The following is a 23,307-nucleotide window of genomic DNA, read 5'->3' on the forward strand; positions in this document are numbered from 1 at the left end:
ACCGTGCGCCGCTATCTGCGACCGTCGAAGGTGCGCGGGCTCCCCATGGCCTTCGCCGGGATCAGGACGCTGTGGTCGCCGGCCTCTGCAGTTTCTGGAGCTCGGGCCAGGTCACGCGGATCATTCTGTGGAATCCGCCCTCCGCGCACGGCGCGTCGTCATTTCACGGCGGGGAAGCACGCTGTGTTGGAGGGTGTAGCTTCCTCGCGTTCTGCTCTACCGAGCGTGGAAGGCCTTTGTCACGTGGCGTCGAGGGGGAGGGGGCCGCCCTTGAGCCAGCCAGCCAGGTCCGGTGGCGGGGCGGACCAGCTCGGCCGATGACCGCCTGCTTGACCGTGACCGTTGATCAGGCTGCAGGGAACCGAGAATCGGCGCTCCCGGCTCGGATACCGTGCTGGTCGAGGATCGTCTGGGGGGCAGATGCCAGCACCGCGACACGAGCTGACCGACCGGCTCGTGGCAGCCGTAACCGCCAAAGACTCCGACACGGTCAAGGCTCTTCTCCAAGAAGGCGCCGACCCGGACACGCGGGATCCCGACGGTCTCCCGCTGCTCTGCGCCGCTGTGGCCGGATTCGACCACGAGACCGTCGCGGCTCTGACGGACGGCGGCGCCGACCCCGATCGCGAGCTGCCGGACGGCACGACACCGCTCCTGCGGGCCGTCGGCCTCGGCTCGGACGCGTTGGTCGGTGCTGTGCTTGGCAACGACCGACAGTTGCGGTTTTCCGAGGGCGCTCGGAAGCGGCTGCTCGACGTTGCGCGGCACTGGTTCGAGACGGGTGAGGAGCAGGAACTGCGCCGGCGAACCGGAGCTGCGGGCCCGGCTACCCGCCGGCTCGTCAACGATGACAGGTACAGGTACGTCGAGGAGGTCCGCCTCGGAGGCCTCACGGTCCGGGCAGGCCACAGCGCCGTCCTCACCTCACTGGAAGAGCTTTTCGGCATCCTGCCGCCGGTGGCGGAGCTGGTGGCACGCGCCGTCCCGTACTGGGGCCCCGACGGGACCCATATCAACTGGTCCACCGCCAGATACGTTCTCGGCCGGCGCCAGAGCCCGCAGGACTGGTTCGACCTGAAGGCCCTGCAGCACCATCCCGACCCTGTCCACCGCATGTTCCTCGCCGACGTCGTGTGGAGCAGGAACTCCATGACGTGGTGGAGCCAACGCCGGGACACTGCGCAGGACGCGGAGTTCCTCGCCGCTTGGGTACTCAGCGAACCGGACGGCATGGTGCTTGCCAGGGTCTTGGAGGTCTATGCCGACGTGGAACACCCTGACCAAGAGGTCGTCGGCCTGCGATACGCCGACCATCCCGACCCGCGCGTGCGCAGCCGGATTCCCAGCCTGATACCGCGAGCAGCCCCACTGACCGAGGCTGCCGCCACCACCTTGCTCGCCCTGTCGCGCGATCCCGACCCCGACGTGCGGTGCTCCACCACCGGAGACTTGGCCGCCCACCTCACCCCGGCGTTCCGAGAGGCTCTGCTGACTCTCATCCGGGACTCTGACTGCAACGTTCGAGCTCAAGCTGCCATCTCGCTGGGCAACTCCGACGACCGGACGGCCGCAGTCACGGACGCCCTCGTCTCCCTGCTGGATGAGGAGCACCAGCTACTGCGTCTGGAGATTGTGTACGCCCTCGCTCGCCGCGATGATCCCCGCACCGAGCAAGCCTGGAAACGCGTCGGCGAGCTCCCCCCAGGCTTCGGCGAGATCGATCAACAGCAAGAGGACCACCGCATTCTCGCTTATCGGGATTACCAGTGGCGCAACCGTCCAACCGAACCCGACAGCCCAACCAGCTGAGCAATCTGTCCGCGGCTGACCCCGGCGCCCTCAGCGAGCCGAGTGGACCCTCACACTTTTCGGTCGGGTGGCCCTGTGGAGCGAGGTTACGAGCGGCCCTGGCCGCTTTCGGGGCTCTGGCTGCGGTTCTGTGAAAGCGCGGGTCAGCGACGGGAGACTAGACCTGGCACCGAGGGTCCATTCCGTGGCGGCGGGCGTTTCCCGCTCCCGCGCGGCGGGCTTGCCGACGCTGTTCGCGGTAGCCGCGGCGCCGTAGGACTGCCTCGGCGGCGCACTGTCGGTCCGTCAATTCGACTGTACGGGGCAATCGTCGCGGCCATCTGTATGCATCCCCTCGGTGGGCGAACGGTGCCGTATGGGGTCCGTACCGTCGAGTGATTCCGTGGACGCTTTCGACGAGACCGCCGGCAATGTCGCGTACGGCGGCGGCAATACGCTGCAATTCACGGCATGGCCCGACGGGCTGTCCGCCTCCGCCGGTGCCACGGCGGGCAGTTCGCCTACAGGCCGGCGCCGGCCGTGCTCACCGCGGGCGCGCAGCCAGGCCGTGGTCTCCTGCGGGGGCATCGCCGCGGCGACGAGCCTGGTCGCTCTTCGGCCCGATGCCTTTGATCCTGGTCGGAGTTCCCTCCGAGGCAAACGAGTGGTGGAAGGTGAAGGCGTGCGGCGCGGAGCCGTGGTCGTGGAGGTGTTCCAGCCTGGAAACCCCGTCCTGCCAGGTGGGCATCACGCCGTCGGAGACCCACCAGATCACGTAATTTGGGTGCCCTGTCTTCTCGAACCAGTCGTAACGCCTGTTCAGCGCCTCACGGTGTAGACCGGTGTAGACGGCGTCGAAGGCGGGGTGCAGGTCGGTCCAGAGTGAGAGGGTCGCGGCCAGGGCGGTGGTTTCCACCGTTCGGCCCTTGCCGTACCAAGTCGGTACGGCGAACTCTCCCCATGCACCCCAGTTCGCCTCGAAGAGCATGCCCCGGTCACCGTCCGCCGCTTCAGCACGCGCGAGATACCCGGGATGCTGACTGATCTTCCGGTAGACGGCCTCACCACTGTCGTAGAACTCGCGCGTGAGAGGTGCGGGATCGGAGAGAGGTGACTTCAGGACGCCGAATGTGTACAGCGCAAGATGGGGCATGCGTCTCTCCCTGGTTGGGGGTGCCTGGTGTGGACCCGATTCGGTGGCTTACGCCTGGGGGCGAGGATTCGTGGCGTGACCAACTCATCCCTTCGCGGGTGGCTCAGCCTGAAGGAACTCCCGTGCGACCGTGGGCGATCGCCGAAGACCAGGTGAAGGTAGCCGTCTCTCCGGGCCATGTCGAAGTTGCGCTTTCCCCGTCCAAGTGGCCTCTTGCACCGGTCATTGCGGGATCCCGCTCCTGAAGCGGGACCACGATCACTGTCGACGGACCAGGTCGCAGGCTCCGTACGAGCGGATCACCCGCAAGGCGTTCGACGAGTATGAGTCTTTCCGTGTCGAGGACTTGACCTGACGGACCTCGAACAGTCTCGCGCTGCCACGCGTCGCTCGATACGCGTTCGAGTGGCGCCCGAGATCGCGCCGCCATGGTCGATTGGACCGGCAGACCGCCGGGACCGTCGAGCCGCGGACAGGACGGTGCGACTGCTCTATGAACTCACTGGTGAAGGCGCTGGTCCGGGCCATCCGGGACACTCCCGGGCGGCCGGCTCTCGTCTGGCACGGCACCGAGATCAGCTATGGAGACCTCGGTGAGCTGACCGACCGCAACCGCACACTGATCCGCGGGCTCGACCCGACCGAGGGGCCCGCGCTCGCGCTGGTCGCCAAGAAGTCACCCGAGGCGGTCGCCATCGTCCTGGCGGCTCTGATGGAGCGCAGGCCACTGCTCCTCCCGCCCGCCGAGCTGGGCTCGACCACTCTGGACAAGCTGGTGGCGCAGGCAGGGTGCCGTCATGTGCTGACCCTGACCCCGCGTACCGGTACCGGTACCGACCCGCAGCCGCTGGTGCGGAGCACACCGGTGCCCGATCCCGTACAGGTCGACCACGCCGACACCGCGCTGATGCTCACCACCTCGGGGTCGACCGGCATACCGAAGATCGTGCCCCTGCCGGCGGACGCGGTGGACCGGTTCACCGACTGGGCCGCGGACCAGTTCGGCATCGACGGCAACAGCACCGTGTTCAACTACGCACCGCTCAACTTCGATCTGTGCCTGCTCGACATCTGGGCCACGCTCAAGGCCGGAGGCCGGGCCGTTCTGGTCGACCAGGACCGGGCGGCGAACCCGGCCCACCTACGGGAGTTGCTCCGCACCACAGGGCCCGACGTCCTCCAGGCCGTTCCCATGCTGTACCGGCTCCTTCTCGAGCCCGGGGATGAGCAGGAAGGCAGCTTCCCTGGGGTCCGGCACGTCATGGTCACCGGCGAGGCGGCCGGCTCGGCGGTGCTCGACGCACTGCCGGAGCTGTTCCCCAACGCCCGGTTCCACAACGTCTACGGCTGCACCGAGACCAATGACAGCTTCCTGTACGAGATCCCCGGTAGGGGAGACATATCCGATGCCGACCGGCTGCCCATCGGTGGCCCGTTGCCCGGCGTCAGTCACCTCCTCATCACCTCGGACGGCTCCGTACTGGACGGCCCGGGAGAAGGCGAGCTCGTCGTATCCACGCCTTTTCAGACGACGGGATACCTCAACGCGCCGGAGGCGCAGAAGGCCTTTGTGCGTCGGGACGACAGTTCAAGGGTCTGGTATCACACCGGTGATCTGGTGCACCGCGACGCCGATGGCGTTCTCACTCTGCTGGGACGGAATGACTTCCAGGTCAAAGTGCGTGGTGTGCGGATCAATCTGCAGGATGTCGAACATGCCCTGCTCGAGCATGAGGCCGTGGCCGAAGCCGCCGTGGTGGCGATAGCTGACCCGAGCGCGGGGAAATCCCTGCGTGCTGTCGTCCGCCGGGTCCCCGGCAGTGGCCTCGGAGGGCTTCAGCTGCGCGAGCACTGCGCGAAACGGCTGGTGCGGACCGCCATCCCGGCGCGGGTCCACATCACGGAGGACGCACTACCACGCACCGGAACAGGAAAAGTCGACCGGCAAGCGATCACTCTCGCTCTGACGACGGGAAAGTGACACATGGAAACAGCGGACGCCGTACAGCACTTCATCCTCACCGAACTCCTCGGAGACGGTGAGTTCAATGAGATCCCACACGACTTCGACCTGCTCGAGAACGGGGTCATCGACAGCCTCCATCTGCTGAGGCTCATCGACTGGCTGAACCGGCACTTCGACGTGGTCATCGATTCACTCGAGATCTCCCCGGAGAACTTCCGCAGCATCGAGGACATCGCAGGTCTCATCAGCCGTTCACCCTCCAGGAGCACCCCGGCGGGTGTCTGAAGCTTGACAACGAAGTCACAAAGGAAGGGGAATCACGTGATCATTCGCAGCATCGCGGAACTCGAAGCCGTTGAATGGGGTAATGGCTTGAGCCGCCGTCTGCTCACCGAGGCCGACGGCATGAGTTACAGCCTCACCGACACCGTGGTACGGGCGGGCACCGTGTCGGCCCTGCAGTACCTCAAGCACCTGGAAGCGTGCTACTGCATCTCCGGCAGCGGACAGGTCGTCGACACCCAGGGCAACACCTACCCGATCACGCCCGGCACCATGTACGCCCTCGACGAGCACGACGCCCACTACCTCATCGCGTCACCCGACGAAGACCTCGGGCTGGTCTGCGTCTTCTCCCCGGCCCTCCGTGGTGACGAGCGGCACCAGCTCGACACGGCGGGCTTCTCCCACTACAGCTGACGGGAGTGCGACGTGGTGATCAAGTGGACACCGGAGCAGCGTGCCCTGCGCGACGATCTGCGACGGTGGCACCCGAAACTCGGTGCGGACCATCTCAGAAACGACCGGGCAGGGGTCTTCCCCGCCGACACCTGGGAGTCGGTACGTGCATCAGGAATTCTGCGTGTGCCCTTCGAGGAGCGCTGGGGCGGTCTGGGCAAGGACCTTCTGAGCACCATGTGCGTACTGGAGGACCTCGGCCACGGCTGCCGGGACGGCGGGCTGAACTTCTCCGTCTCCACGCAAATGGTCAGCGTGGGAATTCCGGTGCAGCGATTCGGCTCCGACGATCTCAAATCCCGCGTGCTCCCGGGAATCTGCTCGGGTTCCGCGCTGGGCGCCCATGCCATCACGGAGCCCGAGGGCGGTTCCGATGCGATGCATATGCACACCACGGCCACCGCCGATGGTGACGCATACGTACTGAACGGACGCAAGGCCTTCATCAGCAACGGCCCGGTGGCGGATCTGATCGTGGTGTACGCCAGGACCGGCGAGCCCGGCCCCTTCGGACTCACCGCATTCGTCGTCGAGCGAGGGACACCCGGCCTCACGGTCCATCCCGCGAACGAAAAGATGGGGCTGCGCAGTTCACCGTACTGCGAGCTCTCCTTCGACGACTGCCGGGTGCCGGCCGGCCATGTGATCGGCAAGCAGGGTACCGGCTTTACCGTCATGGACCACGTTCTGAAGTGGGAGATCCTGAGCTCGTTCAGTATCTCTCTCGGCGAGATGCGGCACCGTCTCGACAAGGTCACCGAATTCGCCGCGGTGCGCCGGCAGTTCGGGCAGAGCATCGGGTCCTTCCAGTCCGTCTCCAACAAGGTCGTGGAAATGAAGATCGGCGTCGAGACGTCGAGTAAATGGCTGCACGACACCGCGCAGAAGTTCGTCGAGGGCGAGTCCGTCACCACGGACCTGGCGATCACCAAGCTCGTCGTGAGCGAGAACAACCTCGCCTCCGCACTGTCCGCGGTGCAGATCTTCGGAGCGCGCGGCTACACAAGTGAGTACGGAATCGAAGGCGATCTGCGCAATGCGGTGGGCGGCACCATCTACTCGGGAACCTCGGAGGTCCAACGTCAGCGCATAGCCAAAATGATGGATCTGTGAGGGGGCACCCATGGAAGAGACGGAAACACAGCTCGACGAGCTGCTGAAACCGACCGAATTCCTCGACCACCAGTCGCTCGAGGTGCGGTCGTTCGTATCGGGCGTACTGGGCGAGGACCACAGCGCCCTGACCCCGGTGGAGCGGGCCGTCAAGCTCTACTACGCAGTCCGCGACGACCTGTTCTACGAGGTCTATGGCGCCGATATGTCACGGCAGGGGCTACGAGCCAGCTCCGTCGTGCGCCGGGGCAGCGGGTTCTGTGTGCACAAGTCGATCCTCTACGCGGCGGCCGTGCGCGCCGCGGGGATCCCGAGCCGCCTGGTGTACGGAAGCGTACGGAACCATCTGGCCTCGGACCGGCTCAAGGAATTCGTCGGCGGCGATGTCTTCTACCATGCGCTGACCTCGGTGTATCTGAAGGGGACATGGGTGAAGGCCACCCCCGTCTTCAACAGGACGTTGTGTCTGCTCTACAAGATCGGACCTCTGGAGTTCGACGGACTTTCCGACAGCCTGTACCACCCGCACGATCTCGAGGGCCGCGCGCACATGGAATTCCTTGAAATGCACGGGGAGTTCGATGACTTTCCGTACGACACGGTGATGTCCGCTCTGCGCACCAAGCACCCCCGGATGTTCGAGACACCGGAAAAGGTCCAGGCGGGCTCCCTGGTCGCCGAGGCCTCCGCCTCGTAGCAGTACGTCAGCACGCCCATAAGCGTAAGTACGTGCCTCGCGCGCGAAGCCCCTACATCGGCACACCCCTCGTACGCAGCCGTCCAACCCGCAGAGTCAGAGAGGCGTCATGACCGACCCGATCAAGTACACCCTCGCCGAATCCGACATCCCCACGACCTGGTACAATCTCGCCGCCGACCTGCCGGACATCGCCCCCATCCTGGACCCGGCGACACTCACCCCGCTGGGCCCGCGCGAACTCGGCCGCTCGATGGCCACGCCGCTCGTCGAGCAAGAGCTCAGCACCGAACCGGAATTCGAGATCCCCGCCGAGGTCCGGCAGCTCTACGCCCAGTACCGGCCGTCCCCGCTCTACCGCGCCCGCAGGCTGGAGAAGGAACTCGGCACCCCCGCCCGTATCTACTACAAGTACGAAGGCGTGGCACCGACCGGCAGCTTCAAGCCCAACAGCGCCCTGGCCCAGGCGTACTACAACAAGCAGCAGGGCAAGACATCGCTCATCGCCGAGACCGGGGCGGGCCAGTGGGGCAGTGCCATCGCCCTCGCCGCCTCCTTCTTCGGGATGACCGCCCAGGTCTTCATGGTGAAGGTGAGCTATCAGCAGAAGCCCTACCGGCGTGCGCTGATGGAGGCCTTCGGCGCCACCTGTGTGGCCAGCCCCAGCGTCGAGACCGAGATCGGCCGGAGGATCCTCGCCGAGCGCCCCGACCACCCGGGCAGCCTCGGTGTCGCCAAGTCCGAGGCCCTCGAAGTCGCTTACGCCAACCCGGAGATCGGCTACACCCGCGGCAGCGCGCTCAACCATGTCTGCGCCCATCAGACCGTGATCGGGCAGGAGGCGATCCGCCAGCTGGAGCTCGCCGAGGACTACCCGGACATCGTCGTGGGCTGCTCGGGTGGCGGCAGCAACCTTGCCGGGCTCGCGTTTCCGTTCCTGCGGGAGCGGCTGAACGGCCGCCGCTCCGTACGGCTGATCGCGGCCGAGCCGGCCTCCTGCCCGACGCTCACCCGTGGACGTATCGCCTACGACTACGCCGACGCGGGACGGATGACACCGCTGTTCCGGATGCACACACTCGGCCATGGATTCGTGCCGCCGCCGGTCCACGCGGGCGGGCTGCGCGCCCACAACATCGCCCCGCTCATCAGCCGGTGCGTCGAGGACGGGCTGATGGAGGCGGTGGCCCTGGGGCAGAACGAGTGCTTCGAGGCCGGTGTTCTCTTCGCCAGGGCGGAGGGAATCCTGCCGGCGCCCGAGTCCACCCATGCGATCCGAGCGACGGTCGACGAGGCGCTGCGCTGCCGCGAGCGCGGCGAGTCCAAGGCGATCCTGTTCGGCCTGTCGGGCCATGGCAATTTCGATCTCACCGCCTACGACAAGTACTTCTCGGGCGCCCTGCCCGATGACGCGCTCTCCGACGAGGCCTTCGAGAGCGGGCTGTCGAGCATCCCCGAACTGGCGAGCATCCCCGACCTGGCCCGCGCATAGCGGCCGCGAGGCGCGCGGGAGTCCCGTACGCAAGAGAGAGGTAATCATGAACAAGGCAAGTGTTCTCCGCTTTGTCCTCCTGGGCCTGATCTGGGGCGCCAGCTACACCTTCATCAAGGTGTCCCTCGACGGGCTCTCCGAGAGCCAGCTCGTGCTCGCCCGGCTGCTGCTCGGCGCGCTCGTGCTCCTCGTGGTCATCAAGGTCGCCAAGGTGCGGCTGCCATCCCCCGGATCCGCCTGGGGGCATATCGCCGTCACGGCGGTCCTCGGCATGGTGCTGCCGTTCCTGCTGCTCGCCTGGGGTGAACAGCACACGAGCGCGGCGATGGCCGGTGTACTGATCGGAGCGACGCCCCTGCTGACACTCGGCGCCGCGGCCTTCTTCCTGCCGACGGAGAAGGTGACCTGGCGCAAGACGGGCGGTCTGCTGCTGGGGTTCGCCGGTGTGGTGCTGGTCATCTCCCCGTGGCAGAGCGCCGCGGGTTCGCTCAAGGGACAGGTCGCCGTGATCGGCGCGGCGGCGTGCTACGCGGCGCAGACCGTCTACGTACGACGGTTCCTCGCCCAGCGAGGCCTCGCCCCGCTGGCCGCATCGGCCTCCCAGATCATCGCCGCACTGTTCCTGCAGGCCGCGGTGACCCCCGCGTTCGCCTGGGAAACACCCTCCCTCTCCTGGAGCGTGGGGCTCAGCATCCTCGTCCTCGGCACGGTCGGCACGGGACTCGCGTACCTGCTCTACTTCCGGCTCATCGCCGATGTGGGGGCGACCACGGCCTCCGCGGTCAACTACCTCGTCCCGGTCACCGCGGTGGCCATCGGCGCCACCACCCTGGGCGAGACCGTCACCTGGAACATGGTGGTGGGCACGCTCGTCGTCCTCGCGTCCCTGGCCTTCGCCGAGAAGCGCATCACGCTACGCCGCCGGGTGTCCGCCGCCGCAGGAGCGCCCCAACCGGCGGCCCGCGCCCGTGAAGCGGTGTGAGATGACGGTGGATCTCTGGGGCCGGAGGGCCCGTATCGGCATCCTGGTGATCGACAAGGACCCGGTTCCCGAAACGGAGTTCTGGGCGATGGCGCCGCCCGGAGTCTCCGTCCACGCGGCACGGTTCGCGAGTCCTCGCCGGCCGGGCTCCGAGGACTACGGCGAGGACCCCGCCGAGCGGGTCGCGGGCTCCGCCGAATTGGCCAGAGGTCTGGACGCTCTCGGTGCCATGGAGCTCGATGCCATCTGTCTCTGCTTCACCACGAGCAGCTTCTTCGGGGGCGTGGGCTTCGATCAGCGCTTCATCGACCGGGCCACCCGGGCTGCGCACGCGGTACCGGTGACCACGGTCGCGGCCGCGATGACCGCGGCGCTGCGGGAGACCGAGGTGACCCGTCCGTATCTGGTGGTCCCGCCATGGTTCAAGCCCGCCATTGTCGAGGCCGGGGAGAAGTACTTCGCCGACGCCGGATTCCCGGTCGCGGGCACACACCTCTTCGACCTCGGCACCGGGTGGCGGAACATGAAGCCCTGGGAAGTCTGGGACCACGGCGGGCAGTGGCATGTGGACCCCGACGAGGTGTGCCGCCAGGTGAGGCGCACGCTCCCCGCAGATGCCGACGGAGTGCTCATGGCGGGCAGCGGCTTCCGCACGCTGGCGGCGATCGGACATCTGGAGAGCGACCTGTGCATGCCCGTCATCACCTCGAACCAGGCAGGGCTGTGGGAGAGTCTGCGCATCGCGGGCATAGCGGCGCCGGAGCAGGCGCCGGGCAGACTCTTCTCGACCGGCCGGGGGCGGCAGGGTCACCCTCCCCGCCGGGAGTCGTCCTTCACCCGTTCCGCGGGGTCCACCCCGGGCCACTGATCTACCCCACCACGGCGCGGCCTGCCCTGTACGTCCAGGAGCAGCGCCGCGCGGGACGGCTGATCCAGCGGGGCGTCATCGGCGCTCTGCAGCTGACAGCATCCGCGGGAGCGGTCCTTCCACACGAGGGCGTCGTGCCCGCCGGGGTCGACTTCCAGCGACGGCTCGTCGGGACGATGCACGGCCATGGCGAACCGCTCCTGCTCACCGTGCGCGGCGGCAGCGGCACCGAGGACGTACTGGATGCGGTGACCTCCGGTCCGCCGCAGTGGACGGCGGCAGGACCGCGGGACATCGTGCACACCTACTGGGTCATCGCCGAAACCGCACAGCAGCGGGTCGTCCAGCGGGAGTTGCGGCAGCGGCGGGCACTGGTCGCCGACGGCCACCACCGGTTCGCCGCCGCACTCCGGATCCGGGAGGAGTTCGGTGGCAGACCGGGCCCGTGGGATCTGCTGCCCGCGCTGGTGGTGGACTCCGGGCGGTATCCCCTGCGGCTGGCCGCCATCCACCGGGGGATCGACGGCCTCGACCCCGTTGTCGCGGCGCGGAGGGCGGCTGCGGTCGCCCGGGTCACACCGCTCGGCCCGGGGCCCCGCGTCCCCCGGCGCGGCGAGATTCTGCTGCTCGGGGCAGGCCGGGGCTGGACGATCAGCGAGCCGCGCCGGGACGCCGTACGCCGTGCCCTCGCGGGGAGGCCGCCCGCTTGGCAGCGGCTCGACGCCGCTGTTCTGGACGAGTTGTTTATTCGTGAGATCTGGGGCGTACCGGATGCTGATGCCTCGGTGCGCCATGTGCACGAGGACGACCTCGGCAGCCCGGACGACCTCCGCACCCCGGCCTGTCCTGCCGGCGGAAGTCTCGCGCTGCTGGCCCCGCCCGCCGAGGAGGACGTACGCATCCTCGCCGAGAGCGGGGTGCTGATGCCGCGCAAGTCCACGTCCTTCCAGCCCAAGCCACTCGCCTGGCAGCTGTTCCACTCCTTCTCGGACTGACGGCCCCGACAGGCTCCCACGGGTGCCGCGGGGTCGGGCGGGCGGTGCATTCGGATCACGGAAACGTCCGGATCGCCTGACCGACCGGTCCGTGGACGGCAGGGGTCGTCCACGGACCGGCGCCGTCACGCTGTGACCTCGAACAGCCGGCCACACGTCGCTCTGCGGGGATGCGGGTGTTGTCGTGGACGACGGCCCGGGACTTTCCTGCCCGGCCGCCGGTTCGGTGGGCCTCGTCCACGATGATCAGGTTCCCGTGGGGGAGGCCTGCGGTGTGGCCTCGGCTTCCAGGAAGCCGAGGCCGAGTGAGGCGTAGGTCGCGAAGACGGTGATACGGCGCGGGCCGTGGGTGAGTTTCACGAGCTCGTCCGGGTCGGTGGTGTCGGGGAATCCGGCCTCTTCGGACTTGAGGGAGGAGACGCCGTCGAACGCGCCGGGCCGGCCGCCCTCGCGCCAGGCCCGGGCGGTCTGGTCGAGAAGGTTCAGGGAGGGCAGGAGGACCAGGACGCGGTCGGCGTTGAGCTCTTCGGAGGTGTGGACGGCCACGAGGGTATTGCCACTGCCGGTGGCCATGATGACCTGATCCGTTGTGGGCGGCACAGGCTCTGGTGGGGGCACTGCACCAGGCCACGACGGAGGACAGCCATCTGCGCCGGCAGCTCGCCGACCGCCATGCCGTGGTCCGCGTCCTGCCGCCGCAGGCGCCTCCCGGCAGATAGCAGGTCAGCTGGCGCAGGCGCACCCGGCGGCGGCCTTCGCCTCGGCCGAGGTCTGGGATGGCTCGACGGCCTGCTCCTCAGGGGTGCAGCAGGCGGTGGTGCCGCAGCACTCCTCCGGAGTGCTGTCGGCGCTCTTGCCGAGGGTGTCGGCGTCGGCCTTGACGACGTAGACCTCCCACGGCTCCTTGCCCGGCCCGTGGACCCACACCTTGTCCTGCAGGGCATAGCAGCAGGAGGTGTCGTTCTCCTCGAAGGTGGCCAGGCCCGCTTCCTTGAGCCGGGTGGTGGCGGCGGTGACGTCCTCGGTGGAGGCGACCTCGACGCCGAGGTGGTCCAGGCGGGTCTCCTCGGCCGCCTGGCCCTCGATGAGGACGAGCTTGAGCGGGGGCTCGGTGATGGCGAAGTTGGCGTACCCGTCGCGTCGCTTGGCGGGCTCGGTATTGAACAGCTTGGAGTAGAAGGCGATCGAGCCCTCCAGGTCGGCGACGCGCAGGGCCAGCTGGACTCGGGGCATGGCGGTCTCCCATCAGGAAGCAGCTTGTTTCGACATCTGTCGATACAGGCGACCTTGCCACTGGATTAGATGGATGTCAACATAGAGGAATGTCGAAACAAGCTGGTCTGCCGGTGCTCGGCCAGGACACGGCGTGCTGCGCGCCGATGGTCCGCGAGCCGCTGGGCGAGGAGGCCGCGGCGGAGCTGTCGCGGATGTTCAAGGCGCTGTCGGACCCGGTCCGGCTGCGGCTGCTGTCGCTGATCGCTTCGCACGAGGGCGGCGAGGCGTGCGTATGCGACCTCATCGGCCCGTTCGACGTCTCCCAGCCGACGATCTCCCACCATTTGAAGGTGCTGCGGGAAGCCGGGCTGGTCGGCTCGGAGCGGCGCGGGACCTGGGTGTACTACTGGGTGCTGCCCGAGGCCCTGGCCAAGCTGTCGGCGCTGCTCCAGACCCCTGCCGTGCCTGCGAAGGCCACCGCGTGAGCGCCGAGGCGCCGCTCGTGCGGCGGGCGGCCGTCGAAGCGCTGGGCACGGCGGCGCTGGTCGCGGTGGTGGTCGGCTCCGGCATCCAGGCCACCGAACTGACCCACGATGTCGGCGTGCAGCTGCTGGTCAACTCCCTGGCCACCGTCTTCGGCCTGGGCGTGCTGATCGCCTTCCTCGGCCCGGTGTCCGGGGCGCACTTCAACCCGGTCGTGACCCTGGCCGCATACGTCACCGGCTGCAGGAGCGGCGACGGCCCGACGCTGCGCGATGTCGCCGCATACGTACCGGCGCAGATTGCCGGGGCGATCGGCGGCGCGGTACTCGCGGACGCGATGTTCGCCCAACCGCTGGTCCACTTCTCCACTCATGACCGCTCTGCCGGTCACCTGTGGCTGGCAGAGGTGGTCGCCACCGCCGGGCTGGTCTGGCTCATCTTCGGCCTGGCCCGCGTCGGCCGCGCGCACCTGGCACCGGTCGCGGTCGCCTCCTACATCGGGGCGGCGTACTGGTTCACCTCCTCCACCTCCTTCGCCAACCCGGCGGTGACCATCGGCCGTGCGTTCACCGACACCTTCGCCGGCATCGCCCCTTCCTCCGTCCCCCCGTTCCTCGCCGCCCAGCTGGCCGGCGCCGTCCTCGGCCTGGCCTTGGTCGCGGCCTGCTTCGGCCGCCCGGCCCGCGCGACCCGCGACGAGGTCGTTGTCCCACACGGCGAGCAGCAGCCCGCCGCCCCCGCCCGATCTGCTGAAGAAAGCACCCTGGCCTCATGAGCACTCCCGCCACCCCGTCCGTGCTGTTCGTCTGCGTGCACAACGCCGGCCGCTCCCAGATGGGCGCCGCCTTCCTCACCCACCTCGGCGGGGACAAGGTCCAGGTCCGCTCCGCCGGGTCCGCCCCCGCCGACGCCGTGAACCCGGCCGTGGTGGAGGCCATGCGCGAAGTCGGTATCGACATCTCCGCCGAGACCCCCAAGGTCCTCACGGTGGAGGCCGTGCAGTCCTCCGACGTCGTCATCACCATGGGCTGCGGGGACGCTTGCCCGTACTTCCCGGGCAAGCGGTACCTGGACTGGAAGCTGAACGACCCCGCCGGACAGGGCGTCGAGGCCGTCCGGCCGATCCGCGACGAGATCGAGCGCCGTATCCGCGGTCTGCTCACCGAGCTCGGCATCGAGGTGACATCGTGAGCACGGCCACCGGCGTGGGAGTCACGGCGATGCAGCTTGAGCATGCCGCGGCCGTACTGGAGATCTACCAACTGGGCATCGACGAGCAGAACGCCACCTTCGAGACCGCCGCCCCGACCTGGGAAGCGTTCAACGCGGCCAAGCTGCCCGATCACCGCCTCGTCTCCCTGTACAACGGCAGCCAGGTGGTGGGCTGGGCAGCGGTGGTGCCGGTGTCCGACAGGTGCGCGTACGCCGGTGTCGTCGAGCACTCCGTCTACGTCCACCCCAACGCCCGTGGCCGCGGTATCGGCATGGCGCTGCTGACCGCCCTGATCGCCTCCACCGAAGCCGCGGGCATCTGGACGATCCAGTCCGGCATCTTCCCCGAGAACACCGCCAGCCTTGCCTTGCACGAGCGGGCGGGATTCCGGGCCATCGGTACCCGCGAGCGCATCGGTCGCCACAACGGCCAATGGCGCGACGTGGTTCTGGTCGAACGCCGCAGCCCAGTCGTCGACTGAGCTGCCCGGTCGGCTACAAGCAGTCGTTGCAGCACGGCTGGTGGATCTGTGTGCACAGGTCAAGCAGGGCGGCGCATCGTGCGGCGGTTGGCGGCATGTTCGTTGGCGAGAGCGGCGGCCCTCCGTCAGCCAGGTGTGGCGGTGCTGGTGGCCGCACGGTAGGCGCAGCCGAGGTACGCGGCGGCGTAGTGCGAGCGCTCGCTGGCGGCGGTGTAGTCGAGGACGATCGCGCCCTCCAGATCGAGGAGTGGTCTGAGGTGCGATAGAGGGCGCCAAGCCCGACCAATCGGCATGCGAACCGCAGGTGGAGAGAGCGGAGCGGATCACCGAGGACCAAGTCGCACAGCTGGTCCGTTTCGTGTTGGCACGGATCCCCGACACGACCTCACTCCAAGGCGAAGCCGGCCGCACGGACGCAGCCCTGCGTTTCGCCGCAGAAAGCAGGTCGCGGCGGTGCGCTTCCACCGAGCCTCCTCGCCTGAGCAGGCAGCGGAGACCGAGCTGCACGCAACCGCCTTATGGAATCTTCTGGTTGCCTTCGCCCAAATCTGGCACCACCACCCAGAGTTCCCCGCCGATGCCGCCGCCGAGATCTTCGAGTTCGACTCTGAGTCGCCCCTTTCGCCAACCGTGCACCTCGAGCTGCGTGAGCGACAAGCCCCTCGGGAGGGGCCACCGCGCGCCGACCGAGGGCGCTGGTGGTCATGGTCGGGCGAGCGGAATCCGAGTCGGCAGGGGAGTCGTCGTCGTAGACCAGGTCCTCGCCCTACAAGCGCTTACGCATGGCCGTCCTGGACTTGCACCCAGATATCGCCGATCGCACTTCCGATGCGGGTCAATCCGAGCAGTTGCGAAGATGGCGGGACGCTGCATGCTGGTGTCTCTCCTGATCTCGACCGTGTGCCGCTTGCGGGACACCGGCCTCGACATCCTCCTGGCATCTGCCCGAGATCGCCGCCCCACCGGCGTCCGTACCCCGTTCAAGGCATACGCCATCACCCGCTTCACCGATACCGGCGGCCACATCAGCGCACCCCAGGCCCTCGCCGAGATCCGCGCGCAGGGCTATCGCGGCAGCGTCCAGGCTATCCGCAAACACTTCGCCGCTCTCCGCGATGGCACCGCCGAACCCGTCCGTGCCGACATCCCCAGTCCCCGGAAGATCACCTCGTGGATCATGCGCCGCCGGGAAGACCTCAGTACGAAAGACGACGAACGACTCCTCCAAGTCCCGCTCGCCCGACTGGACATCACCCGCGCCTGAGACCTCTCCCGCACCTTCCCCGACCTGGTCACACACCGCCGAGGGCACCTGCTGATGAACTGGATCCGCCAGGCCGAACAGGACCGTCCCGCACCCATACCCGGCTTCGGCGGCTTCCTCCGCCAGGACCTCGTCGCCGTCGCCCCCGGCCTCACCCTGGAATGGAGCCGGCGTCGTCGAGGGATACGTGAACAGAGCGAAAACGATCAAGAGGAGCATGTGCAACCGGGCAAAATGCGGCCAGAACCTTGAATCTGGCTCTGACCGGAGTTACTTGAGCGGCCTGGTGGCGATCGCGATCACGTACGAGGACAGGAAGCGCAAGCCCTTTGTTCGACCCGCCGAAGGTACCTCCTGCGCTCGCACGTGCCGGTCAGTCCTGGGCGCTTCGCGTCTACCACGCATGCCAGAGCTCACCGTGACGGTGGCGGACCGGAGGGACATCTACGTCGTCAAGGTCGTTGCCGGCGTGGTGCAGTCCGCGGATCCGCTGGGCTTCGAGTCGACCCTGGAGCCGGGCCCGACCTTCAGCCGTGGCGATCTCGGCGGAGAACGAGCCATTTCTGCAATAGAGCACCATCGACTGCCAGGAGGTGATCCGGCGCAGCGTCTTCGTTGGGGCAGGGCGACGGCCTTCGCGGGCGGCCTGGGCCAATTCAGCGTGTGTGTAGCGCAGGTCGTACAGGGACATGGACTCCGACGCACCGTCTCGGACGCGGAGTCGCCAGGGAGTCGTGCGAACAGTCCTGGACATCGAGAGCCTCCGTAGGACCGTCTGGGCTTTCCAGAGGTGCCTACGGCGGGTGCGAAGTGGTCAGCACGACTCAGCCCCCTCGTCGGTGAACGATCTACCAGCAGCACAGTAGTCGCGTGGAGGAGTAGGGCCGAGTCTTTTGCTCGCCCCCGTTGTCAGGTCAGGCCGCCCCAAGATCCTTCACGGACCTGCGGCCGGAAACTTGAAATCGGCTCTGGCCGCAGTTCCGTGACGGCCTACGTCCTCATACCGAGTGCTGATGCTTGTGCAGGGCTGCGCTAGTGCTGTGGCCGGATAGGTTTGCCGGGAAGCTCGCGGCGTCCGGTGCGGTGTATCGCAAGGCGGAGAATCGGCCTTGTACTGGATGTACTCGGGTGATTCGACAACGCAGCGAGACGCCGTGCAGGACACCGCGAGCCGGTGAACCTATCCGGTCACAGCACTAGCCCGGAAGCGAAGCTCGAGTTGACCATCTCTCGGTGCTGCTCGATGACCGTGGCCTCGGGCACCGTGCGGTTGGCCGGCCGCGGGCCCTGCCGCTCGATACAGACGCTGCCGGGGGCGGCGACCATGACCGCGATCGGCAGCATGTCGTGCCGCTTGGCCGCGGCGACCAGCGGCTCCCTGGCCGCCTTGGTGACATTGGTTGCGTTCCCCGTCAAGTTCTTCTCAGTCTCCGTCCGCGAGTAAGACTCAGCTCGCGTCCGGGACTTGGCCGTGTCTGGCCAGCCTGTCCCTCAAGCTGCGGTGTCGCTGGTTACTGGCGCAGATTGGACTTTCGGCAGTGTCGGACGACTCCCGATGTCCGTACCGTCGCTTCCGTGGACAGCATGGTGATCAATAGTGGGACTCCGACCGGGACGGCTGTTTCCCTGCGGACTCTTGCTCCAGGGAGCCTTCTGACAGCGGCGGCGGTGACGGCCGCCGGCCTGAGCATGGTGAACCTGTGGTGGACTGTCCCGACTGCCATCGCCGCGTTCCTGGCCGGACGGTGGCCTGGACGGATGGCGCCCACTCTGCTCGCTCTGGTTGGGCTTCTCGCGGCCGGCGTCGTGGCATTGTCCGTCGTGCCTGCCTGGCTGCCGTTGGCCAGCCGGTTTGTCGCAGTGGTGGTCGTCGCCACGATGCTGCCCTGGTTCGCGGGCCGGTTCTGGTGCCAGTATCAGCAGCTTGTCCGGGCCGGTTGGGAGCGTGCAGAACAACTGCAACGCGAACAGGAGCTGGTCGCTGAGCAGGCCCGACTGCGCGAGCGAGCGCGTATCGCGCAGGACATGCATGACGTACTGGGCCATGACCTCAGCCTGATCGCCTTATCGGCCGGTGCCCTGAAGCTCGCGCCGGGCCTTGAAGAGCACCATCGAAGGGCCGCAGGTGACATCAGGGCCAAGGCGGCAGGCGCAGCGGAGCGTCTCGGCGAGGTGATCGGTGTCCTGCGCGAAGAGACCGGTGGCGCGCCGACGGACCCTAACGGCTCCAGTCTCCCAGGCCTGATCGAAGAGGCCTCCGCGGCCGGCCTTCGCGGTGAAGTTGTATACCGACGGCACGGCAGACGACCTGCCACCGGTAGCGGAGCGGGCGGTTCATCGCGTCGTGCAGGAAGCGCTGACCAACGTTGCCAAGCACGCGCCCGGCGCGACGGCGACCGTCCAAGTGACGCATACGGCAACGGAATCAAGAGTCGTCGTAGAGAACGGCCCGCCATCATCCGCGGCCAACCTGCAGCCCCGGCCCCGAAGTGGGGGACGTGGCCTCATCGGTCTCGAAGAACGTGTGCGCTTGGCCGGCGGTGCGGTCGACCATGGCCCGCGCGATGGGGGCTTTGCAGTCGCCGCGTGGATCCCGCACGCACCTGCGTCACAGCCGCCACGGCTCCTCGCGCCCGCGGCCTCCCGGACCGGCGGCCAGTTGCCGCAGGAACATCGCCGTGCTCGGCGCCTCGTCAGCCGGGCCCTGGTCGCTGCGGTCATGGTGCCCCTGGTGACAGGAGCGGTGCTGAGCGGAGCACTCATGGGGTGGGAGATGCTGTCGGCGTCCCGGTCGGTCTTGGAACCTGGTGACTATTCCCGCCTGCGCGTTGGGCAAGATCGTTCTGAGGTGGAGCGTTTCCTGCCGGACCGGCAGACGAACTACCGACCGCTAACTGCCGAGCCGACAGGAGACGGCATAACGTGCGAGTACTACGCGATGACGGCCGACCGGTTCGACGACAGGTCCGGCGACGCTTACCGGCTCTGCTTCCGGGACGGCATCCTGATGTCCCTGGACGCGCTCACCCCATGAGTGCTCGATGATCCGGGTGCTGATCGCCGATGACGAGCCGATGACCCGGGCGGGAGTACGCGCCGTTCTTGCCTCGGATCCGGACATGGAGATCGTCGCCGAGGCCGGTGACGGACACGAGGCCGTGGAACTGGTTCGGCGTCACCGCCCTACGGTAGCCGTGCTCGATATCCGTATGTCGGGGCTGAACGGCATCGACGTGGCGTCGGAGATCCGCAGGACCGTGCCCAGCACAGGCGTCGTCATGCTGACGACGTTCGGTGAGGACGACTACATCCTGCGAGCACTCGGTGGTGGCGCGACCGGTTTCCTGATCAAATCGGGCGAGCCCGAGGAACTGATCACCGGGGTCCGGGCGGTGGCCGACGGCGCCGCCTATCTGTCACCGAAGGTCGCGTCCCGGGTCGTCGCGCACCTCGCCGCGACGGGCGCGGGCACCCTCGCTGGCCGGCGCTCCGCCGCCCGCGCCCGAGTCGACTCCCTGACCGCCCGGGAACGGGAGGTACTGGCCTTCCTCGGCAGTGGGCTGTCCAACGGGCAGATCGCCCGGCGTTTGCATGTGGTGGAGGGGACCGTGAAAGCCCATGTGAGTTCCATCCTGGCGAGACTGGGCGTGGACAACCGCGCCGCTGCCGCGGTCGTTGCCCACGAAGCCGGGAGCGTTCCTGCGCCACCCCAGACGTGATGCCGCCCGCTGAGCCAGCGGCAGGACCGTGAGCAGTACGGCCACCACCACGGTGGCACCGAGGATCGCGCCAGCGAGTACATCGTGCGGATAGTGGACCCCCACCAAGGCACGCAGCAGCGCGGCGGCCCCGGCCAGCGGCAGCGTGGCTGCGGCAAGGCGCGGCCGAAGCACGGCCATGCCGACGGCCATCCCGGCGGCCAGGGTGGCGTGGTTGCTCGGGAAGGACCAGTCTCCCGCGCCAGGGCATTCCGCGATGAGGTCGGCCCCCGTGCGCAGCGCGCGGCAAGGTCGCTCCTCGTCCACCACCCGCTTCACTGCTTCGCTCACCGCGTAGGCCGCGACGGTGCCGAAACCGGTCAACACCGATCCGGCGGCCTCTCGTAGGTCTTTGCGGCGGACTGCTGTCCACCACGTCCAGGCCAGCAACATTCCGAGAAGCACCAGAGTGCCATCGGTGGCCAATTCCAGGATCGGGCCCAGCCATGACGGCGCATCTGCCACCGTCCGAGTAACCGACCGGTACGCGGACGCCGATGCTCCTCCAGTGACCTGAACGGCACCGGCTTCACCCAGCCCACCCGGGGAAAGCCAGACGACCGTTCCCGACCCCACACCCAGGACGCCCAAAGCACCAAGCAGCCGACCAGCTCTGATCTTCTCTCGTGGTTCTTGTTCCATGTGGGCTGAACGTAGAAGCGGAGACAGCCAGGAACCCGAGCCGAACGGCAACAGCGACCCCTGCCGATCGTCGGGGTTGACGGAAACGGAAACCCTCGCCCACAGCACCGGACGGCCATCCTGATCGAGGCCGCGAAGTCCACGTGTGCTGAAGGCGCGTCACGCCCTCTCAACCCCCGGAAATCCTCGCCGTCCCAGCCTCCCCCACTACAGCCAATCGTGTGGATGACCCAGGGCCTGCTGGTGAGGCGGGAGCAGACCCTGCGGCTTCAGCCCTGTCAGGTTATGGATCCCGGAAGCGGGATGGCGTTGTCCGAGGCAAGTGCCCGTTCTGCTTGCCCATCGTTCTCTTGAGTGAGCACGGCCCTCGCGAGGGCGAGCCTGGTCACCTGCTGGCGAAGCTCTTCGATCTCGGCCTTCTGGTTGGCGATGGTCCTCTTCAGCTTGGTGCTGTTTCCGTTTTTCAGGTCGACGTGTCGTTTGAGCAGGGCCATGCGGTGGACGCCGGCCTCGACGGCGAGGGAGACCACGGTGGGGCTGCCGTTGGAGGCGGTGGCCTGTCCAGCCAGGAGCCGGTCCATGGCCGCCTGGCGCCATCCGCTCCAGCACGCGGATGGCGTGGACCACCGGTGTGAGCGCGACCCAGGGGACGCCGCGCACTTCGCCGGCGGATACGTGATTGCCGTCATCGTCGGCGACGTTCTTGTAGTGGTGGCTGCGGATCAGGTGACGGCCCGGGATGCCGTTCGGGGCGGGTTCGGGGTCGGGGCAGCAGCCGGAGCGCAGGCCCTGGACTACTGGCGGGAGGGGCCTCCGGCCAGTAGTCCTCGATGGGCCTCGGCGGCTGGTCAGGAGACCGTCGTCGGGGTGTCTCGCAGGGTGACGTTGGCGTGGCTCTCCTGGAAGCTCTGGTCTGAAACGAGGGTCAGTCGGGCCGTGGACTGGAACTCTGGCAGGGTGGCGGAACCGCAGGACACCATCGTGGTCTTGAGCTTGGCGACGGTCAGGGCGAGCCCTTCGTTGAGGTCGCCTGCGTAGGGGACGTAGCCGTCCACGCCTTCCTCGAAGACCAGCCCTTGACCGCCCTGACCGTAGCGCTGCCAGTTACGGGCACGGTTCGAGCCCTCACCCCAGTACTCCTTGATGAAGCCGTCGCGGGTGGGCAGTTTCGCGCCGGCCGCCTGGTCGAAGCGCGCGAAGTAACGCCCCATCATGACGAAGTCGGCCCCCATCGCCAGCGCCAGGGCCACATGGTAGTCGTGGACCAGGCCGCCGTCGGAGCAGATCGGCACATACTCGCCGGTGCGCTCGCGGAAGGCATCCCGGGCCGTCGCGACGTCCAGCACAGCGCTGGCCTGGCCGCGGCCGATGCCCTTCTGGTCGCGAGTGATACAGATGGAACCGCCGCCCACACCGACCTTGACGAAGTCCGCCCCCGCCTCGGCGAGGAAGGTGAACGCCTCGCCGTCGACCACGTTGCCGCCGCCGACCGGGATCTCGGGATAGTGCTTCTTCACCCAGGTCAGGGCCTGTGCTTGCCAGTCGCTGTAGCCGTCGGACGAGTCGAAGCACAGCGCGTCCGCGCCAGCCTCCACCAGGGCCGGGATGCGCTCCTGGTAGTCATGGGTGTTGACGCCCGCGCCCACGCGCAGGCGCTTGGCGGCGTCCACGACCTGGTTCGGGAATCGCTTGTTGTCCGTGTAGTCGGATCGGAACACCAGATACTGCAGGTTGCCCTCGCCGTCCAGCACTGGGAGGCAGTCCAGCCGTTCGTCCCACAGCCGGGCGTTGGCCTCGGAAAGCGTGGTGTCAGGCCCTGCATGGGGCAAGTCGGCGATGGCGGTCATCCGCCCGCTGACCGGTCCGGCCAGGTCGTGGCGTTGCGGGTGGAAGTCGCGGGAGGTCACCAGGCCGAGCAGGCGGCCGGTGGCGGTCCCGTCGTGGGTGACCGCGGCGGTGCTGTGACCTGTGCGGCGCATGATGTCGACCAGGAGACCCAGGCTGTCGTCAGGCCGGACGTTCGTATCGCTGGTGACGAATCCGGCCTTGAAGTTCTTCACTTGGCAGACCGCTGCGACCTGGTCCTGGATCGACTGGTTGTGGTGCAGGAAGCTCAGACCGCCGTTGCGAGCGAGCGCGATCGCGAGTTCCGGTGTGCTGACGGCCTGCATGATCGCGGAGGTGAACGGGGAGTGCAGCTCGATCGCCGACGGCTCGCCCACGATGTGCCGCACCAGGGGCGTGCGCAGCTCGACCGTCGCGGGCGAGCAGTCGGTCCGGGTCCGGTTGGGCAAGAGCAGAAACTCGTTGAACGTCCGTGAGACCTCGGCGATGATCTGTGCCACTCGTTCCTCCTGACCCATCGGCCGGGGCCCGACTGCCCCGCCGTGAAGATCGCCCCCGTGTCCCAGGGCCCGGGCAGGCAGGGGTCGGCAAGGCAGCCGTGGAGGTGCCACAAA

At 67.9% G+C, this 23,307-nt stretch carries 27 protein-coding genes and 2 pseudogenes; 20 read left to right on the forward strand and 9 right to left on the reverse strand.

Annotated elements, in window-relative coordinates; translation table 11 throughout:
* The first annotated feature begins 456 nt into the window (after positions 1-456).
* On the forward strand, positions 457-1,809 hold the full coding sequence (locus ACTWOL_RS35110) for a HEAT repeat domain-containing protein (RefSeq protein WP_474300945.1): 1,353 nt from the start codon (positions 457-459) through the stop codon (positions 1,807-1,809).
* Positions 1,810-2,332: 523 nt separating this feature from the next.
* Here ACTWOL_RS35110 and ACTWOL_RS35115 read toward each other — a convergent pair.
* Positions 2,333-2,941: a DUF3291 domain-containing protein gene (locus ACTWOL_RS35115; RefSeq protein ID WP_474300946.1), complete on the reverse strand. Its 609-nt coding sequence runs from the start codon at positions 2,939-2,941 to the stop codon at positions 2,333-2,335.
* 493 nt (positions 2,942-3,434) lie between these two features.
* On the opposite strand from ACTWOL_RS35115, the gene ACTWOL_RS35120 reads away from it, so the two are divergent.
* The 9 genes from ACTWOL_RS35120 to ACTWOL_RS35160 all read left to right on the forward strand — a co-directional run bounded on the left by ACTWOL_RS35120 (position 3,435) and on the right by ACTWOL_RS35160 (position 11,792).
* Positions 3,435-4,922: an AMP-binding protein gene (locus ACTWOL_RS35120; protein ID WP_474300947.1), complete on the forward strand. Its 1,488-nt coding sequence runs from the start codon at positions 3,435-3,437 to the stop codon at positions 4,920-4,922.
* 3 nt (positions 4,923-4,925) lie between these two features.
* Positions 4,926-5,192: a phosphopantetheine-binding protein gene (locus ACTWOL_RS35125; protein ID WP_474300948.1), complete on the forward strand. Its 267-nt coding sequence runs from the start codon at positions 4,926-4,928 to the stop codon at positions 5,190-5,192.
* A 36-nt stretch (positions 5,193-5,228) separates the two neighbouring features.
* Positions 5,229-5,606 carry an ectoine synthase gene (locus ACTWOL_RS35130; protein ID WP_474300949.1) on the forward strand — a complete coding sequence of 126 codons (378 nt, stop codon included), beginning with the start codon at positions 5,229-5,231 and terminating at the stop codon, positions 5,604-5,606.
* A gap of 12 nt (positions 5,607-5,618) precedes the next feature.
* The gene (locus ACTWOL_RS35135; protein ID WP_474300950.1) at positions 5,619-6,758 is read left to right on the forward strand and encodes an acyl-CoA dehydrogenase family protein; all 1,140 of its coding nucleotides are present in this window, start codon (positions 5,619-5,621) and stop codon (positions 6,756-6,758) included.
* 10 nt (positions 6,759-6,768) lie between these two features.
* Entirely contained in the window at positions 6,769-7,455 is a 687-nt protein-coding gene (locus tag ACTWOL_RS35140) for a transglutaminase-like domain-containing protein (RefSeq protein WP_474300951.1), read from the forward strand.
* A 109-nt stretch (positions 7,456-7,564) separates the two neighbouring features.
* On the forward strand, positions 7,565-8,947 hold the full coding sequence (locus ACTWOL_RS35145; RefSeq protein WP_474300952.1) for a TrpB-like pyridoxal phosphate-dependent enzyme: 1,383 nt from the start codon (positions 7,565-7,567) through the stop codon (positions 8,945-8,947).
* 46 nt (positions 8,948-8,993) lie between these two features.
* Complete coding sequence (locus ACTWOL_RS35150; protein WP_474300953.1) at positions 8,994-9,929, forward strand: DMT family transporter; 936 nt, start codon at positions 8,994-8,996, stop codon at positions 9,927-9,929.
* A 1-nt stretch (position 9,930) separates the two neighbouring features.
* Positions 9,931-10,797 carry a maleate cis-trans isomerase family protein gene (locus ACTWOL_RS35155; RefSeq protein ID WP_474300954.1) on the forward strand — a complete coding sequence of 289 codons (867 nt, stop codon included), beginning with the start codon at positions 9,931-9,933 and terminating at the stop codon, positions 10,795-10,797.
* A 26-nt stretch (positions 10,798-10,823) separates the two neighbouring features.
* Positions 10,824-11,792, forward strand: coding sequence for a DUF1015 family protein (locus tag ACTWOL_RS35160; protein WP_474301323.1), 969 nt, complete (start codon positions 10,824-10,826; stop codon positions 11,790-11,792).
* Positions 11,793-12,038: 246 nt separating this feature from the next.
* On the opposite strand, the gene ACTWOL_RS35165 is transcribed toward ACTWOL_RS35160, so the two are convergent.
* Complete coding sequence (locus ACTWOL_RS35165) at positions 12,039-12,365, reverse strand: DEAD/DEAH box helicase family protein (RefSeq protein ID WP_474300955.1); 327 nt, start codon at positions 12,363-12,365, stop codon at positions 12,039-12,041.
* Between the two features lie 14 nt (positions 12,366-12,379).
* Here ACTWOL_RS35165 and ACTWOL_RS35170 point away from each other — a divergent pair, with 14 nt between their 5' ends.
* Positions 12,380-12,511 (forward strand): hypothetical protein, encoded by a 132-nt coding sequence (locus ACTWOL_RS35170; protein WP_474300956.1) that lies wholly within the window; start codon positions 12,380-12,382, stop codon positions 12,509-12,511.
* A 4-nt stretch (positions 12,512-12,515) separates the two neighbouring features.
* Here the strand turns inward: ACTWOL_RS35170 and ACTWOL_RS35175 are convergent, their stop codons facing one another.
* Complete coding sequence (locus ACTWOL_RS35175; RefSeq protein WP_474300957.1) at positions 12,516-13,025, reverse strand: ArsI/CadI family heavy metal resistance metalloenzyme; 510 nt, start codon at positions 13,023-13,025, stop codon at positions 12,516-12,518.
* An 89-nt stretch (positions 13,026-13,114) separates the two neighbouring features.
* Between ACTWOL_RS35175 and ACTWOL_RS35180 the strand changes: the two genes are divergently transcribed.
* Genes ACTWOL_RS35180 through ACTWOL_RS35195 form a run of 4 tightly spaced genes read left to right on the forward strand, consistent with a single transcriptional unit; the run spans position 13,115 to position 15,184 of the window.
* Positions 13,115-13,492: an ArsR/SmtB family transcription factor gene (locus ACTWOL_RS35180; RefSeq protein WP_474300958.1), complete on the forward strand. Its 378-nt coding sequence runs from the start codon at positions 13,115-13,117 to the stop codon at positions 13,490-13,492.
* Positions 13,489-14,265: an aquaporin gene (locus ACTWOL_RS35185; RefSeq protein WP_474300959.1), complete on the forward strand. Its 777-nt coding sequence runs from the start codon at positions 13,489-13,491 to the stop codon at positions 14,263-14,265. Before ACTWOL_RS35180 ends, ACTWOL_RS35185 begins: the two co-directional genes overlap by 4 nt.
* Complete coding sequence (locus ACTWOL_RS35190) at positions 14,262-14,681, forward strand: arsenate reductase ArsC (protein WP_474300960.1); 420 nt, start codon at positions 14,262-14,264, stop codon at positions 14,679-14,681. Before ACTWOL_RS35185 ends, ACTWOL_RS35190 begins: the two co-directional genes overlap by 4 nt.
* A 29-nt stretch (positions 14,682-14,710) precedes the next feature.
* On the forward strand, positions 14,711-15,184 hold the full coding sequence (locus tag ACTWOL_RS35195) for an N-acetyltransferase family protein (protein WP_474301324.1): 474 nt from the start codon (positions 14,711-14,713) through the stop codon (positions 15,182-15,184).
* Between the two features lie 125 nt (positions 15,185-15,309).
* Here the strand turns inward: ACTWOL_RS35195 and ACTWOL_RS35200 are convergent, their stop codons facing one another.
* Positions 15,310-15,477, reverse strand: a complete 168-nt coding sequence (locus ACTWOL_RS35200) for a hypothetical protein (RefSeq protein ID WP_474300961.1) — start codon at positions 15,475-15,477, stop codon at positions 15,310-15,312.
* A gap of 578 nt (positions 15,478-16,055) precedes the next feature.
* On the opposite strand from ACTWOL_RS35200, the gene ACTWOL_RS35205 reads away from it, so the two are divergent.
* Together ACTWOL_RS35205 and ACTWOL_RS35210 are read left to right on the forward strand one after the other, a co-directional pair.
* Positions 16,056-16,448 carry a hypothetical protein gene (locus ACTWOL_RS35205; protein WP_474300962.1) on the forward strand — a complete coding sequence of 131 codons (393 nt, stop codon included), beginning with the start codon at positions 16,056-16,058 and terminating at the stop codon, positions 16,446-16,448.
* Between the two features lie 54 nt (positions 16,449-16,502).
* On the forward strand, positions 16,503-16,700 hold the full coding sequence (locus tag ACTWOL_RS35210; RefSeq protein ID WP_474300963.1) for a hypothetical protein: 198 nt from the start codon (positions 16,503-16,505) through the stop codon (positions 16,698-16,700).
* 142 nt (positions 16,701-16,842) lie between these two features.
* Here the strand turns inward: ACTWOL_RS35210 and ACTWOL_RS35215 are convergent, their stop codons facing one another.
* Both ACTWOL_RS35215 and ACTWOL_RS35220 read right to left on the reverse strand, forming a co-directional pair.
* Complete coding sequence (locus ACTWOL_RS35215) at positions 16,843-17,139, reverse strand: hypothetical protein (protein WP_474300964.1); 297 nt, start codon at positions 17,137-17,139, stop codon at positions 16,843-16,845.
* Between the two features lie 497 nt (positions 17,140-17,636).
* On the reverse strand, positions 17,637-17,864 hold the full coding sequence (locus tag ACTWOL_RS35220) for an AAA family ATPase (RefSeq protein ID WP_474300965.1): 228 nt from the start codon (positions 17,862-17,864) through the stop codon (positions 17,637-17,639).
* 609 nt (positions 17,865-18,473) lie between these two features.
* On the opposite strand from ACTWOL_RS35220, the pseudogene ACTWOL_RS35225 reads away from it, so the two are divergent.
* The 3 genes and pseudogenes from ACTWOL_RS35225 to ACTWOL_RS35235 all read left to right on the forward strand — a co-directional run.
* A pseudogene (locus ACTWOL_RS35225) lies at positions 18,474-18,584 on the forward strand (hypothetical protein); the annotation flags it as partial.
* A gap of 139 nt (positions 18,585-18,723) precedes the next feature.
* Positions 18,724-19,482 carry an ATP-binding protein gene (locus ACTWOL_RS35230; protein WP_474301339.1) on the forward strand — a complete coding sequence of 253 codons (759 nt, stop codon included), beginning with the start codon at positions 18,724-18,726 and terminating at the stop codon, positions 19,480-19,482.
* Between the two features lie 7 nt (positions 19,483-19,489).
* A complete protein-coding gene (locus ACTWOL_RS35235; RefSeq protein ID WP_474300966.1) occupies positions 19,490-20,167 on the forward strand; it encodes a response regulator in 678 nt (225 codons plus the stop codon).
* Between the two features lie 39 nt (positions 20,168-20,206).
* Here the strand turns inward: ACTWOL_RS35235 and ACTWOL_RS35240 are convergent.
* From ACTWOL_RS35240 to ACTWOL_RS35250, 3 genes and pseudogenes are all read right to left on the reverse strand, one after another.
* Positions 20,207-20,848, reverse strand: a pseudogene (locus tag ACTWOL_RS35240) (phosphatase PAP2 family protein); the annotation flags it as partial.
* Positions 20,849-21,126: 278 nt separating this feature from the next.
* Entirely contained in the window at positions 21,127-21,429 is a 303-nt protein-coding gene (locus tag ACTWOL_RS35245) for a hypothetical protein (RefSeq protein ID WP_474300967.1), read from the reverse strand.
* Between the two features lie 267 nt (positions 21,430-21,696).
* On the reverse strand, positions 21,697-23,193 hold the full coding sequence (locus tag ACTWOL_RS35250) for an IMP dehydrogenase (protein WP_474300968.1): 1,497 nt from the start codon (positions 23,191-23,193) through the stop codon (positions 21,697-21,699).
* Positions 23,194-23,307 lie beyond the last annotated feature (114 nt).

The sequence above is a fragment of the Micromonospora sp. IBHARD003 genome (assembly GCF_056106285.1).

What these genes read in the sequence shown, in the direction of transcription:
- ACTWOL_RS35115 (WP_474300946.1), bottom strand. Translation starts at nt 2,941, where the DNA reads ATGCCCCATCTTGCGCTGTACACATTCGGCGTCCTGAAGTCACCTCTC.
- ACTWOL_RS35120 (WP_474300947.1), top strand. Translation starts at nt 3,435, where the DNA reads ATGAACTCACTGGTGAAGGCGCTGGTCCGGGCCATCCGGGACACTCCC.
- ACTWOL_RS35125 (WP_474300948.1), top strand. Translation starts at nt 4,926, where the DNA reads ATGGAAACAGCGGACGCCGTACAGCACTTCATCCTCACCGAACTCCTC.
- ACTWOL_RS35140 (WP_474300951.1), top strand. Translation starts at nt 6,769, where the DNA reads ATGGAAGAGACGGAAACACAGCTCGACGAGCTGCTGAAACCGACCGAA.
- ACTWOL_RS35145 (WP_474300952.1), top strand. Translation starts at nt 7,565, where the DNA reads ATGACCGACCCGATCAAGTACACCCTCGCCGAATCCGACATCCCCACG.
- ACTWOL_RS35150 (WP_474300953.1), top strand. Translation starts at nt 8,994, where the DNA reads ATGAACAAGGCAAGTGTTCTCCGCTTTGTCCTCCTGGGCCTGATCTGG.
- ACTWOL_RS35155 (WP_474300954.1), top strand. Translation starts at nt 9,931, where the DNA reads ATGACGGTGGATCTCTGGGGCCGGAGGGCCCGTATCGGCATCCTGGTG.
- ACTWOL_RS35165 (WP_474300955.1), bottom strand. Translation starts at nt 12,365, where the DNA reads ATGGCCACCGGCAGTGGCAATACCCTCGTGGCCGTCCACACCTCCGAA.
- ACTWOL_RS35175 (WP_474300957.1), bottom strand. Translation starts at nt 13,025, where the DNA reads ATGCCCCGAGTCCAGCTGGCCCTGCGCGTCGCCGACCTGGAGGGCTCG.
- ACTWOL_RS35180 (WP_474300958.1), top strand. Translation starts at nt 13,115, where the DNA reads ATGTCGAAACAAGCTGGTCTGCCGGTGCTCGGCCAGGACACGGCGTGC.
- ACTWOL_RS35190 (WP_474300960.1), top strand. Translation starts at nt 14,262, where the DNA reads ATGAGCACTCCCGCCACCCCGTCCGTGCTGTTCGTCTGCGTGCACAAC.
- ACTWOL_RS35195 (WP_474301324.1), top strand. Translation starts at nt 14,711, where the DNA reads ATGCAGCTTGAGCATGCCGCGGCCGTACTGGAGATCTACCAACTGGGC.
- ACTWOL_RS35200 (WP_474300961.1), bottom strand. Translation starts at nt 15,477, where the DNA reads ATGCCGATTGGTCGGGCTTGGCGCCCTCTATCGCACCTCAGACCACTC.
- ACTWOL_RS35205 (WP_474300962.1), top strand. Translation starts at nt 16,056, where the DNA reads ATGCTGGTGTCTCTCCTGATCTCGACCGTGTGCCGCTTGCGGGACACC.
- ACTWOL_RS35210 (WP_474300963.1), top strand. Translation starts at nt 16,503, where the DNA reads ATGAACTGGATCCGCCAGGCCGAACAGGACCGTCCCGCACCCATACCC.
- ACTWOL_RS35215 (WP_474300964.1), bottom strand. Translation starts at nt 17,139, where the DNA reads ATGTCCCTGTACGACCTGCGCTACACACACGCTGAATTGGCCCAGGCC.
- ACTWOL_RS35235 (WP_474300966.1), top strand. Translation starts at nt 19,490, where the DNA reads ATGATCCGGGTGCTGATCGCCGATGACGAGCCGATGACCCGGGCGGGA.
- ACTWOL_RS35245 (WP_474300967.1), bottom strand. Translation starts at nt 21,429, where the DNA reads ATGGACCGGCTCCTGGCTGGACAGGCCACCGCCTCCAACGGCAGCCCC.